At 74.5% G+C, this 12,737-nt stretch carries 11 protein-coding genes and 1 tRNA gene; 5 read left to right on the forward strand and 7 right to left on the reverse strand.

Features of this window, described 5'->3' with window-relative positions:
• Nucleotides 1-76: 76 nt before the first annotated feature.
• A complete protein-coding gene (groL, locus tag AC3D3D_RS07220) occupies nt 77-1,705 on the reverse strand; it encodes a chaperonin GroEL (protein ID WP_463662777.1) in 1,629 nt (542 codons plus the stop codon).
• A 230-nt stretch (nt 1,706-1,935) separates the two neighbouring features.
• On the opposite strand from groL, the gene AC3D3D_RS07225 reads away from it, so the two are divergent.
• Nucleotides 1,936-3,456 (forward strand): glycoside hydrolase family 15, encoded by a 1,521-nt coding sequence (locus AC3D3D_RS07225; protein WP_463662776.1) that lies wholly within the window; start codon nt 1,936-1,938, stop codon nt 3,454-3,456.
• Nucleotides 3,457-3,583: 127 nt separating this feature from the next.
• On the opposite strand, the gene AC3D3D_RS07230 is transcribed toward AC3D3D_RS07225, so the two are convergent.
• The 3 genes from AC3D3D_RS07230 to AC3D3D_RS07240 form a co-directional block, all read right to left on the reverse strand.
• Nucleotides 3,584-3,763, reverse strand: coding sequence for a DUF5302 domain-containing protein (locus tag AC3D3D_RS07230; protein WP_463662775.1), 180 nt, complete (start codon nt 3,761-3,763; stop codon nt 3,584-3,586).
• 122 nt (nt 3,764-3,885) lie between these two features.
• The gene (locus tag AC3D3D_RS07235) at nt 3,886-4,491 is read right to left on the reverse strand and encodes a LytR C-terminal domain-containing protein (RefSeq protein WP_463662774.1); all 606 of its coding nucleotides are present in this window, start codon (nt 4,489-4,491) and stop codon (nt 3,886-3,888) included.
• A gap of 44 nt (nt 4,492-4,535) precedes the next feature.
• Nucleotides 4,536-4,847: a DUF3263 domain-containing protein gene (locus AC3D3D_RS07240; RefSeq protein WP_463662773.1), complete on the reverse strand. Its 312-nt coding sequence runs from the start codon at nt 4,845-4,847 to the stop codon at nt 4,536-4,538.
• 112 nt (nt 4,848-4,959) lie between these two features.
• Here AC3D3D_RS07240 and AC3D3D_RS07245 point away from each other — a divergent pair, with 112 nt between their 5' ends.
• A complete protein-coding gene (locus AC3D3D_RS07245) occupies nt 4,960-5,637 on the forward strand; it encodes a uracil-DNA glycosylase (RefSeq protein WP_463662772.1) in 678 nt (225 codons plus the stop codon).
• A gap of 28 nt (nt 5,638-5,665) precedes the next feature.
• Here the strand turns inward: AC3D3D_RS07245 and AC3D3D_RS07250 are convergent.
• The 3 genes from AC3D3D_RS07250 to AC3D3D_RS07260 form a co-directional block, all read right to left on the reverse strand.
• Nucleotides 5,666-5,741, reverse strand: a tRNA-Thr gene (locus AC3D3D_RS07250).
• A 45-nt stretch (nt 5,742-5,786) separates the two neighbouring features.
• Nucleotides 5,787-6,653, reverse strand: a complete 867-nt coding sequence (locus tag AC3D3D_RS07255; protein WP_463662771.1) for a DsbA family protein — start codon at nt 6,651-6,653, stop codon at nt 5,787-5,789.
• 122 nt (nt 6,654-6,775) lie between these two features.
• Complete coding sequence (locus AC3D3D_RS07260) at nt 6,776-8,797, reverse strand: protein kinase domain-containing protein (protein ID WP_463662770.1); 2,022 nt, start codon at nt 8,795-8,797, stop codon at nt 6,776-6,778.
• Between the two features lie 194 nt (nt 8,798-8,991).
• Between AC3D3D_RS07260 and AC3D3D_RS07265 the strand changes: the two genes are divergently transcribed.
• The 3 genes from AC3D3D_RS07265 to AC3D3D_RS07275 all read left to right on the forward strand — a co-directional run bounded on the left by AC3D3D_RS07265 (nt 8,992) and on the right by AC3D3D_RS07275 (nt 12,726).
• Nucleotides 8,992-10,536, forward strand: coding sequence for an alpha,alpha-trehalose-phosphate synthase (UDP-forming) (locus tag AC3D3D_RS07265; RefSeq protein WP_463662769.1), 1,545 nt, complete (start codon nt 8,992-8,994; stop codon nt 10,534-10,536).
• Complete coding sequence (gene otsB, locus AC3D3D_RS07270; protein ID WP_463662768.1) at nt 10,533-11,435, forward strand: trehalose-phosphatase; 903 nt, start codon at nt 10,533-10,535, stop codon at nt 11,433-11,435. Before AC3D3D_RS07265 ends, otsB begins: the two co-directional genes overlap by 4 nt.
• Before the next feature lie 166 nt (nt 11,436-11,601).
• Nucleotides 11,602-12,726 carry an ABC transporter ATP-binding protein gene (locus AC3D3D_RS07275; RefSeq protein WP_463662767.1) on the forward strand — a complete coding sequence of 375 codons (1,125 nt, stop codon included), beginning with the start codon at nt 11,602-11,604 and terminating at the stop codon, nt 12,724-12,726.
• The last annotated feature ends 11 nt before the right edge of the window (nt 12,727-12,737 follow it).

A 12,737-nucleotide genomic window follows, 5' to 3' on the forward strand; every position in this document is an offset into this window, starting at 1 on the left:
GGCGCGAGGCCGGGCACGACGACGGCGGGCCGCCTCCCCGAGGGGAGACGGCCCGCCGTCGTAGGTCAGGAGCGGATCAGAAGCCGCCCATGCCTGCCATCTCGTCGCCACCGGCGGGGGCCGGCGGGTTCTTCTCGGGCTTGTCGGCCACGATCGCCTCGGTGGTGAGGAAGAGGCCCGCGATCGACGCGGCGTTCTGCAGCGCCGAGCGGGTGACCTTGACCGGGTCGTTGACGCCGGCGTTGAGCAGGTCCTCGTAGTCGCCGGTGGCGGCGTTGAGGCCGTGGCCCGCCGGGAGCGAGCGGACCTTCTCCACCACGACGCCGCCCTCGAGGCCGGCGTTGACGGCGATCTGCTTGAGCGGGGCGTCGACCGCGGTGCGGACGATGCTCGCGCCGGTGGCCTCGTCACCCTCGAGGGCGAGCCCGTCGAAGGCGGCAGCGGCGGCCTGGATGAGGGCCACGCCACCACCGGCGACGATGCCCTCCTCGACGGCGGCCTTGGCGTTGCGGACCGCGTCCTCGATGCGGTGCTTGCGCTCCTTGAGCTCGACCTCGGTGGCCGCGCCCGCACGGATGACGGCGACGCCGCCGGCGAGCTTGGCGAGGCGCTCCTGGAGCTTCTCGCGGTCGTAGTCGGAGTCGGAGTTCTCGATCTCGCCGCGGATCTGCGTGACGCGACCCTCGATGAGGTCGGCCTCGCCGGCACCCTCGACGATCGTCGTCTCGTCCTTGGTCATGACGACCTTGCGGGCACGGCCCAGGACGTCGAGGTCGGCGTTCTCCAGGGTCAGACCGACGGTCTCGGAGATGACCTGACCACCGGTGAGGATGGCCATGTCCTGCAGCATCGCCTTGCGGCGGTCGCCGAAGCCCGGCGCCTTGACGGCGGCGGACTTGAAGGTGCCGCGGATCTTGTTGAGGACCAGCGTGGTGAGCGCCTCGCCCTCGACGTCCTCGGCGATGATCGCCAGCGGCTTGCCCGACTGGATGACCTTCTCCAGCAGCGGGAGCAGGTCCTTGACGTTGGAGACCTTGGACTCGACGAGCAGGACGTAGGCGTCCTCGAGGACAACCTCCTGGCGGTCGACGTCGGTGACGAAGTACGGGGAGAGGAAGCCCTTGTCGAAGCGCATGCCCTCGGTGAGCTCGAGCTCGAGCCCGAAGGTGTTGGACTCCTCGACGGTGACGACACCCTCCTTGCCGACCTTGTCCAGGGCCTCGGCGATGAGCTCGCCGATGGCCGGGTCGCCGGCGGAGATCGCGGCGGTCGCGGCGATCTGCTCCTTGGTCTCGATCTCCTTGGCGTCGGCGAAGAGGCGCTCGACGACGACCTCGACGGCCTTCTCGATGCCGCGACGCAGCGCGATCGGGTTGGCGCCGGCGGCGACGTTGCGCAGACCCTCGCGCACGAGCGCCTGGGCGAGCACGGTGGCGGTGGTGGTGCCGTCACCCGCGACGTCGTCGGTCTTCTTGGCGACCTCCTTGACGAGCTCGGAGCCGATCTTCTCGTACGGCTCCTCGAGCTCGATCTCCTTGGCGATCGAGACACCGTCGTTCGTGATCGTGGGCGCGCCCCACTTCTTCTCGAGGACGACGTTGCGGCCCTTGGGGCCCAGGGTGACCTTCACGGTGTCGGCGAGGACGTTGAGCCCACGCTCCATCCCGCGACGGGCCTCCTCGTTGAAGGCGATGGACTTTGCCATGCTGGTGTGTTCCTCCACTGGGTGGTGGCGTCCGGCCCGGGTGCCCGCGACGGACGACCGCGCTCCGGCGCGTTCATGTCCCGCGCCGTCGTGCGGCCTCACCGTGGGCCGGTGGGATTGTCACTCTCGGGTCGAGAGTGCTAACCGCAAGTCTGGCACTCTCGGTGGTCGAGTGCAAGGAGACCGGTCGGGCCACCACGGCGCCGACGCCCGGCACGTAGGGTGCCCGGGTGCCTGCCGAGACGTCGACCGGGGACCGCCCGTCCCGTCGGCGCCGGCGCACCGTCCGGATCCGGGTCCTGGTGGCCCTGCTGGCCACCTGCTGCGTCCTCGCGCTGGTGGGCGTGGACGTGGTGCGCGGCGAGCGCGGCGGCACCTCGGCCCACATCGCCCTCTACCTCGACGGCGTCGCCACCGGCGGCGACGGGCGCGTCCGCGCGGTCCCGGCCGGGCGGGGCGCCGAGTACCTCGACGGATCGCGGGTGGTGCTGCCGCAGTCCCCGCTCGAGCGGCCGGCGGCGCGCGCGCAGGCCGCCCGGGAGCGGGCCTGGCTCGCCTCCGGGCACGTGCCCGGGCAGGGCACCGCCTGGGAGGAGATGGTGGCCGGGGCGCTGCTGGACCTGCACACGCTGCAGGGCGCCCGCGGCGAGGCCGAGCAGGTCCGGGACACCGACCCGCGCGCGGTCCTGGCCGCCTGGCACCCCCGCTGGCAGTACGTGTGGCCGCGGGACACGGCCTTCGTGGCCGTCGCCCTGGCGCGCACCGGTCACGTCGACGACGCCGTCGGCGCGCTCGCGGCGCTCGACGAGGTGGCGGTCGACGACGGGCTCATGGTGCCCCGCCTGCTGCCCGACCTCTCGGGCCCGCCGGACGACCGGGCGGCCCAGGGCGACGGACCGGGGTGGATCCTGTGGGCCGCCGGGCAGACGCTGGCCGCGTGCCGGGACCAGGCCGACGATGCCGACGGCGCGGAGGAGGCCGCCGGGGAAGGGACGTCCGCCGACTGCGACGAGGTGGCCGCGGACCTCGGGCCGCTGGTGGTGCGCTCGACCGAGGCGGTGCTCACCGCGACGGACACGCCCTCGCACCTGCCCGAGGTCACCTCCGACTACTGGGAGATCCCCGAGGAGCGCCTCCCCCTCGGCGCGGTCGCCCCGCAGCGGGCCGGTCTCCTTGCCGCACCCGAGCTCCTCGAGGCGGTCGGTGCGCAGCCCCTGGCCGAGCAGGCGCGCACCCGCGCCGACGAGGTCGGGGCGGCGATGGAGTCCGCCTACGGCGTGCGCGGCTGGACCCGCTACTCCTCCTGGGACCCCACCGCCGCCGTGCGCGGGGTCTCGGGCCGGGACGCCTCGACCGCCTTCCTGCTCCCACCGTTCACCGACGAGGCCCCGCCGGGCGCCGAGGCGGCCTGGCAGGTCTCGGCCGGGGAGATGGCGCGGCCCGGCGGCGGGCTCGCGCCGGGCAGCAGCTGGCGGCGCGACGGCATCTCGTGGACCCCGCAGACGTCGCTGTACGCGTGGGTGGCCGCCGAGAACGACCACCCCGAGCAGGCGGTGGGCCGGCTGGCCTGGATCGAGGCGCACCGCACCGCCTCGGGCGCGATCCCGGAGAAGGTCCTGGCCGACGGCTCCCCCGCCGCCGTGGCGCCGCTCGCCTGGTCGGCCGCGAACGTTGTGCTCGCCGTCCTCGCCCTGGAGGAGCGCGGCGAGCTGCCCGCCGAGATCCCTCCGGCACCGGGCGCCGGGGAGTGAGCGGAGTCCGGCGGCTGAGCGAGCGCCGTCGCCGGCCGGGCGGAGGACCGGACGGGTGGACCGACCGACAAGAAGGAGGGGCGCACCTCGCGGTGCACCCCTCCCCCGGTGGTCGTCACCGGGCCGGTCAGCCCGACTTGCGACGGAACGTGCGCTTGAGGTCGGGGGCGGCGACGTCGTGGGCCTTGCCCTCGCCGTGCCCGCCGTCTCCGTGGACGGTGCCCTCCCGCGCCTTCTTGCGCTCGAGCGCCTCTCGCATCTTCGCCTTGACGTCCTCCGTCGAGGGCTGCGCGCTGTCGTCGGCCATGGCGCCTCCTTGCCTCCTCGTGGGCACCCGACACCGGGTGCCGGTCGCCCCATCCTGCGGACCGCGGCCGCCCGACGCCACCCCATATCCGCACGGGCCGCGGGGGCGTCGCCCCGGGGCCGCTACTCCTGGAAGTCGGGGCGCAGGATGACGACGACGTCGGAGGCGCCGACGGACTCGACGTTCTGCTCGACCGCGTCGATGCCGAGGATGTCGGCGATCTCGACGGCGGTGGCCTCCATCGCCGGGTCCCCGTAGTAGATCGTCGAGGTCTCGGGCGGGCCCTCGCCGATGTTGTCGGTGCCCACGGTGGTGAAGCCGGAGCCGGCGAGGGTGTCGGCGGTGCGACCGGCGATGCCGGCGACACGTGCGCCGTTGACGACGACCACGTCCGCGCTCGGGTCCACGGCGCCGGCCGGGCCCTCCTCGCTGGGGGTCTCCTCGCCGCCGGTCCCGCCGTCCGTGGGCGTTTCGCCGCCGTCGGTGGGGGTCTCGTCCGGGCCCTGCGTGGTGGTCTCCGACGGGCCCTCGGTGGGGGTCGCGGTCTCGTCGTCGTCGCCACCGACGAGGAGCGCGACGACCCAGACGACGACGACCAGCGCCACGAGGACGCCGATGAGGGGCAGGAGCGAGGCGCGTCGGGCGCGCTCGCGGTGCGAGCCGCGGGCCGCGCGGTTGCGCGCGGCCTCGTCGAACTCGTCCTCGGGGTACTGGTCGGGGGCGCTCACCTAGGTCACGCTACCGGGACCGGGTCGCAGGGCACGGCAGACGCTCAGGGGAGATGAAGCCGGCGGACGCTGCGCTCGCGGTGGCGCTCCGAGCGCAGGCGTCGCAGCCGCTTGACGAGCATGGGGTCGTGCGCGAGGGCGGCCTCGGAGTCGAGGAGCTGGTTGAGGATCTGGTAGTAGCGGGTGCCGCTCATCCCGAGCCGTTCCCGGATCGCCGTCTCCTTGACCCCGGAGTAGCGCCACCAGCGTCGCTCGACGTCCAGCACGCCGGCCTCGACCTCGGTGAGTGCGGCGGGCGAGGCGGTCGACCCGGCTCGTGCCGCGTCGCTCCCTGCCTCGGGCATCGCTGCCGCCATGTCACGCTCCTCGATCGGTCGGTCCGGTGCGCCCACGAGCCGCCGGCGCTCGACCCATCGTAGGGGTCGAACCACACCCGTGTCATTCGGCTCGCCGACTAGCCTGGCGGCCATGCCCCAGCGCCCCCTGTCCGAGATCATGGAGCCCGGCTGGGCCGCCGCGATGGAGCCGGTCGCCGACCAGGTCGCCGCGCTCGGGGAGCGCCTGCGCGCCGAGCTCGCGGCGGGCCGCGACTACCTCCCGGCCGCCGAGAACGTGCTGCGGGCCTTCACCTACCCGCTGGAGCGGGTACGCGTCCTCGTCGTCGGGCAGGACCCCTACCCCACGCCCGGGCACGCGGTCGGGCTGAGCTTCTCGGTGGCGCCGCACGTCGCCCCGCTCCCGGCCTCGCTGCGCAACATGTTCACCGAGCTCGTCGACGACGTCGGCGCCGCCCCGCCGTCGAGCGGGGACCTCACGCCGTGGGTCGAGCAGGGCGTCATGCTCCTCAACCGGGTCCTCACCGTGCGCCCGGGTGCGGCCGCCTCGCACCGGGGGATGGGCTGGGAGGCTGTCACCCAGCACGCGATCGAGGTCCTCGTCCGCCGCGGCGGACCGCTCGTGGCCATCCTGTGGGGCCGTGACGCCCAGACGCTGCGGCCCATGCTGGGCGACACGCCCGTGGTGGCCTCGCCCCACCCGTCGCCGCTGTCGGCCCACCGGGGGTTCTTCGGGTCGCGCCCCTACTCGCGGACCAACGAGCTGCTCGTGGCCGCCGGCGCGGAGCCGATCGACTGGCGCCTGCCGTAGCCACGGACCGACGCGTGCCGAGGGCGCCTGGAGCCGACTGCGGGACTCGAACCCGCGACCGTCCGCTTACAAGGCGGGAGCTCTACCAGCTGAGCTAAGTCGGCACGGGCCCGGCCGACGGCCGGGCCCGGGAGGAGGGTACGTGAGCGTCAGGGTGCGACGGTCGGGCTCTCCCCCGACGGCGCCTCCGAGCCGCTCTCGGCGGCCGGCTGCTCCTCGCCCGTCACGGCGAGGTACAGGCCGCCCGGGGTGTAGCGCTCGTCGACGAACTCCTCGCCGTCGATGAAGATCGTGGGCGTGCCCTCGACGCCGTCGGCCGCGGCCTGCGAGGTCGTGGCGTCGACGTAGTCGGTGAACTCGTCCTCGGTGATCCGCGAGGCGACGTCGGCGGGGACGCCGACCCCCTCCAGCGCCGCGATGATCTGCTCGTCGGTGGGCTCCTGCCCGGTCGACTGGGTGGTCTCGAGCTCGGTCAGCCACAGGTCGAACAGCGCGTCGTTCGCCTCGAGGATCAGCTCCGGGCCCCCGTCGGCGACCACGTACAGCGCCTCCGCGCCGCGACCGGAGAAGCCGGTGAAGTCGCCGGACCGGTCGAGGAAGGCCACCGGGCGCAGCGCGGCCTGGGCATGCCCCTCGCGCACGAGCATCTGCAGGCCCTCGCCGTTGGCCTCCTCGAAGGTGGCGCAGTAGGAGCAGGTGTAGTCGGCGTAGACGTCGATGACGGGCGCGCCCTCGGTGGTGCTGCCGGCCGCGCCGTCCGTCCCCACCGAGATCGAGCCGTCGCTCTCGACGTTGGCCGGCACCTCACCCGCGTACTCGTCCAGGGGCGAGCGGGTGCCCTGGTAGATGATGTAGCCGAGCACACCGACGACGAGCAGCGCGAAGGCGACGCCACCGGCGATCCACAGCACCTTGTTGCGCCGCGCGCGCCGTTCCTGCTCGGCCTTGAGCTTGCGGGCACGCTCCCGAGCGGCCTCACGCCGCTCGTTCGCGGTCAGGCGGTCCTTGTTGGCCATGGATGACGTCCTCCGAGGTGCAGTGGGCCCCCGTGACACGGCGGAGGCGCACCCACACTACGACGCGGCGCGCCCCGGACGGGGTTCGCGACCAGGACCGTCCACGGATCGTGGCCGGTGTCTCAGGAACGCCACGATCCGAGATCGGGCAGCGGCCACCAGCTCGGCTCGGGCGCCGAGCCGGTGAGCACCACCCCGGACGCCGCGACGGCGATCGCCAGCAGGGCGGCGACCAGCACGACCCGCACCAGGCGGGTCGGGGCGACCGCGCCGACCACCGAGCGCAGTCCCTCGCGCGCGTTGCCGCCGGTGGGTGCCAGCCAGACGCCGCACACCGCGAGGAGCCCGGCCACCAGGAGCATCGGCGGTGCGGCGGGCTCGCCGGTGAGGAGCTCGGTGCCGAGCACCACCGACGCGGCCAGCACCAGGCCGATGACCACCCCGATCGAGCTGGTGAGGACCCCCACGACGAGGTGCCAGGGCAGTCCCGCGACCATCCGGGTGGTGTCCCCCGGGCGCGGGCCGCGCCGCAGGCGCGCGTTGCGTCGCGAGCCGGTGGCCTGTCCCCAGGTCGCCATCGCCACCGCGCCGACCACGAGCACGACAATGAACCAGCCCGGCGCGTGGGGGGCGAGGGAGGCCAGCGCGAGGCCCAGCGCGGCGGCGATGCCCGTCCGCTTCGCCGGCGGTCGGGCCCACCCCGGCACCCGGCCGTCCTCCTCGAGGAAGGCGCGCGCGGCGCCGCCCGGCGGCAGGCCGCCGCCGACGTTGCCGTAGGCCGCGACCCCGTCGGCGCTGCGTCCGTAGGGGCCGACCGGCTCCTCGGGCCGGTCCAGACCCAGCGGGCCGAGCGAGCCCGGCCGCCCCTCGCGGTCCGACGACCGGCCCGGGCCCGAGTGATCCTCGGGCCCCTGCGGCGGGTAGCTGCGCGGCGTCTCCGCGCCCGACCGGCCGGCGCCGTGGCTCTCGACGCCGTACCCACCGGCCCCAGGCTGTCCCGCGCCGGGCTGCCCGGCACCCGGGTACGCGCCCTGGTAGGGGTACGGAACCTGGTGAGGCGCGAAGCCCTGGTACGCCGTCGGCGGGTCCTGCCCCCCACCGGCTCCGTGCCCACCGGCCCCGTGCAGGGCGCCGGCCCCGGCGACCTGGGTCCAGGCGGCGTCGGCGGGCATCCGCCCGGTCGCGCCGTCGTCGGCCGGGAGCACCCCGTGGGCGGCACCGCCCGGCGGCAGCGACGCGCGGGACCGGATGCGCCGGTCGAGCTCCTCGCCGTCGATCTCGCCGTCGACGACCCCGAGCACCGTATCCGGATCGAGCCGGTGGGCGGGGTCCGGGCTGAGGGCCGCACCCAGCGCCCGTGCCAGGAGCGGCTCGACTCCCTCGAGGTCGACCCGCCCGGTGGCCACGCGACCGAGCACCGCCGCGGTGGGGCCCCTGCCGAACGGGGGTCGGGCGGTCAGCGCATGCACGAGGACGGCCGCCCAGGCCCACCAGTCGCAGTCCGGGGACGGCTCGGCGCCGGCCAGGACCTCGGGGTCGAGGTAGCCGGGGGTGCCCGTGACCAGGCCCGTCTGGGTCAGCCGCTCGTCGTCGACGACCTGGGCGATGCCGAAGTCGATGAGGACCGGCCCGTTGCGCGAGAGCATGACGTTGCCGGGCTTGAGGTCGCGGTGGACGATGTCGGCGGCGTGGATGGCGCGCAGCGCGTCGGCGAGCCCGTGGGCGAGCATGACGACCTCCTCGGTGGAGAAGGCGCCGTGCTCGGCGACGTCGGCCTCGAGGGTGGGCCCGTCGACGAGCTCGGTGACGACGAAGGCCTCGCTGTCCTCGACCTCGGCGTCGATGACCCGCGCGACCCCCGGGGCCCTGACCCGGTGCAGCAGGGCAACCTCGCGGGCGAGCCGGATGCGCGAGGCGGCCTCGCGCGCCACGTGGGGGTGGAGGAGCTTGAGCGCCACCCGGTGCCCCTCGGCGTCGACCGCCTCGTGGACCTCGCCCATGCCGCCCGAGCCGATCCGGCGCACGAGCCGGTAGCCCCCGATCTCCCGGGTGGCCTCCGGCGGCGCGGGGCGGGCCGGTCGACGGGACGGGTCCGGACCGTCCTGGCCGCCGACGGCGCGCTCCGTGTCCGGTGCTGTGTCCACGCCCCGAGGCTAGCCGGGCGGCGCGGCCGAGGCGGGGTCGGCGACCGGCGAGCCCTCCCCGCCGGGCGGGGCCCACCTGCGCGCGGTCCCCACCTCCGGGCGGCGCCCACCCGCGGGGAGCGCACGCCCTCGGGTGCACCGCCCGTGGCGTGGGCCTACGGTGGAGGGGCGCGGTGCGCGCCAGAGGAGGAACGATGACGACCACCAGTCCCGAGGAGCAGCAGGACCAGGATCGGCAGGACCTCGACACGGCCGGGGACGGCTACGACCTCGTCGTCGTGGCCAACCGGCTCGCGGTCGACGCCGTCGACGGACCCGACGGGAGCCGGACCTGGCGCCGCTCCCCCGGCGGGCTGGTGACCGCCCTGGCCCCGATCATGCAGTCCGTCGACGGCGCCTGGATCGGGTGGACCGGCGCCGCGGCCGAGGAGGACGAGACGCCGGCCCCCTTCGACGCCGAGGGCATGCACCTCGTACCGGTGCCGCTGCGCGCCCAGGAGGTGGAGCGCTTCTACGAGGGCATGTCCAACGGGACGCTGTGGCCGCTCTACCACGACGTCATCGTCCAGCCCGAGTACCACCGCGAGTGGTGGGACGCCTACCGCCGCGTCAACCAGCGCTTCGCCGACGCCGCCGTGGGGACGGTCGCGCGCGGCGGCACGGTGTGGGTGCACGACTACCAGCTCCAGCTCGTGCCGTCGCTCATCCGCTCGCGTCGCCCCGACGTGCGGATCGGCTTCTTCAACCACATCCCCTTTCCGCCGGTCGAGCTGTTCACCCAGCTGCCCTGGCGCCGGCAGGTCGTCGACGGGCTGCTGGGCGCCGACGTCGTCGGCTTCCAGCGCGAGTCCGACGCCGGGAACTTCCTGCGCGCCGTGCGCCGCCTCACCGACCACCCCACCCGCGGCGACCAGGTGCGGGTGCGGCCGAGCAGCCTGCTGCCCGAGGAGCGCTCGGTGCGGGCCCGCGCCTTCCCCATCTCCATCGACTCCGAGGGCTTCGCCGCGACGGCGGCCCGGCCGGAGGTGCGCGAGCGTGCCCAGCAGATCCGCAAGGAGCTCGGCGACCCGCGCACGGTGCTCCTGGGCGTGGACCGGCTCGACTACACCAAGGGGATCCTCCACCGCATCAAGGCCTACGGCGAGCTCGTCGCCGACGGGCTGCTGCGTGCGGACGAGACGGTCCTCGTCCAGGTCGCCTCGCCGTCGCGGGAGAGGGTCGAGCAGTACCAGGTGCTGCGCGACGACGTGGAGATCGCGGTGGGCCGGATCAACGGCGACCACGGCGACCTCGGCTCGGCCCCCATCAGCTACCTGCACCAGTCCTTCCCCAAGGAGGAGATGGCGGCGCTGTTCCTCGCCGCCGACGTCGCCCTGGTGACCTCCCTGCGCGACGGCATGAACCTCGTGGCCAAGGAGTACGTCGCCGCCCGGGAGGACCTCGGCGGGGCGCTGGTGCTCTCGGAGTTCACCGGCGCGGCCGACGAGATGCCGCAGGCCTTCCTCGTCAACCCGCACGACATCGACGGCCTCAAGGCCGCCATCGTCCAGGCCACCCACGTCAACTCCCGGGAGGGCAGGCGCCGGATGCGCTCGATGCGTCGGCGCGTGATGACCCACGACGTCCAGCGCTGGGCCGACGACTTCCTCGGCTACCTCGCGATGGCCACCCCCCGCGGACTCGTCGAGGACCCGCCGGCCGACCCCGCAGAGCACGCCGACCAGCAGGAGGAGTCATGACCGACGCGCAGCGCACGGACGACCCGGGGGTGCCGGGCCCGGGCATCGACTCCCCCCTGTTCATGTCCCACCTCGACGCCGGTCTCGAGGAGGCGCTGCGGACCTTCGCCGCACGGCCGGGTATCCTCGTCGCCCTCGACTTCGACGGCGTCCTCGCCCCGCTGGTCGACGACCCGGCCACCTCGCGGATGACCGAGGGCTCGGTCCTGGCGATCGACCGGCTCACCCGCGCCCCCGGCGTGCAGGTCGCGATCGTCTCCGGGCGCGACGCCGCCACGCTCGCCTCCCTGGCCGACCTGCCCGACGGCACGCTGGTGGTGGCCTCGCACGGCGCCGAGCGCGGCCGGATCGCCGTCGACGCCGACGGGTCAGCACGGCTCGCGGCCGAGCCCGTCGACCTCGACGAGGACCTGACGGCGCTGCACGAGGCGGTGCGCAGCGGCACCGAGCAGGTCCTCGCCGACCACCCCGGCACCCGGATGGAGGTCAAGCCCGCCTCGGTCACCCTGCACACCCGCGGCCTGCCCGAGGACCAGGCCCGGCGCGCCACCACCGCGCTGCTCACCGGCCCGGCCGGGCTGCCCGGGGTGCGGGTCATCTCGGGCCACGACGTCGTCGAGATGGCCGTGCTCACGGTGACCAAGGGCGACGGCGTCCTCGACCTGCGCGCCGAGACCGGGGCCGACGCGGTCCTGTACGCCGGCGACGACCGCACCGACGAGGACGCCTTCGCCGTCCTCGGAGATGACGACGTCGCCGTCAAGGTGGGCGACGGGACCACCGCGGCCCGCTTCCGGGTCGCCGACCCCGACGAGGCCGCCGCGGTCCTCCAGCGCCTGGCCGAGCTGCGCGACGGCGACCTGGCGGACGACGGCGACCGACCGCGCGACTGGGTCTGACCGCAGACCGGACGGGCAGGATCCGTGCGCCCGCGCGGGGCACCCCCGTGCCATGATGATCCTGCGGCCCGGCGACGTGCCGTCCGCGCGTGTCGGGGAAGACACACCCGCACTCTTCACGACGGATCGTCCGGCACGTACCTGCCGGTGAAGGGATTCATCCACCATGGCTTCAGTGACTTTCGACAAGGCCACGCGCGTCTACCCGGGCTCGGAGCGGCCCGCGGTCGACGCGCTCGACCTCGAGATCGCCGACGGCGAGTTCCTCGTCCTCGTCGGCCCCTCCGGCTGCGGCAAGTCCACCTCGCTGCGCATGCTCGCCGGCCTGGAGGACGTCAACGCCGGCCGCATCCTCATCGGGGACCGGGACGTGACCGATGTCCAGCCCAAGGACCGGGACATCGCGATGGTGTTCCAGAACTACGCCCTCTACCCGCACATGAGCGTGGCCGACAACATGGGCTTCGCCCTGAAGATCGCCGGCACGCCGAAGTCCGAGATCGAGTCGCGGGTGGCCGAGGCCGCCAAGATCCTCGACCTCACCGACTACCTCGAACGCAAGCCCAAGGCCCTGTCCGGCGGTCAGCGCCAGCGCGTGGCCATGGGCCGGGCGATCGTGCGCCAGCCGCGGGTCTTCCTCATGGACGAGCCGCTGTCCAACCTCGACGCCAAGCTGCGCGTGCAGACCCGCACGCAGATCGCCTCGCTGCAGCGCCGCCTGGGCGTGACCACCGTCTACGTCACGCACGACCAGACCGAGGCGCTGACCATGGGCGACCGCATCGCGGTGCTCAACCAGGGCCTCCTGCAGCAGGTGGGCACCCCGCGGGAGATGTACGACCGGCCGGCCAACGTCTTCGTCGCCGGCTTCATCGGCTCGCCCGCGATGAACATCGGCGAGTTCACCCTCGACGGCGAGCGGGCCACGCTCGGCGCGGCCACCATCCCGCTGCGCCCGGCGGCCGCCGCCGCCCTGCGCGAGGAAGGGGCCTCCACGGTGACGATCGGCTTCCGTCCCGAATCCGTCGAGCGGGTCGGCGCGGAGTCCGAGGGTGCGCTGGGCGTGACGGTCAACCTCGTCGAGGAGCTCGGCTCCGACGCCTTCATCTACGGCGAGCTCGTCGGGCGCGAGGCGGCGGCCGGGATCGGCTCGGGCGAGGACCCCGACCAGGTCGTCATCCGCATCGACCCGCGCGACGTGCCCGAGAAGGGGTCGGTCATCCACGTCGCCATCCGCCCCGACGAGCAGCACGCCTTCTCGCCCAGCACGGGCGAGCGACTGCCCGACTGAGCCGGCGCGAA

The organism is Georgenia sp. X1117, assembly GCF_057784635.1.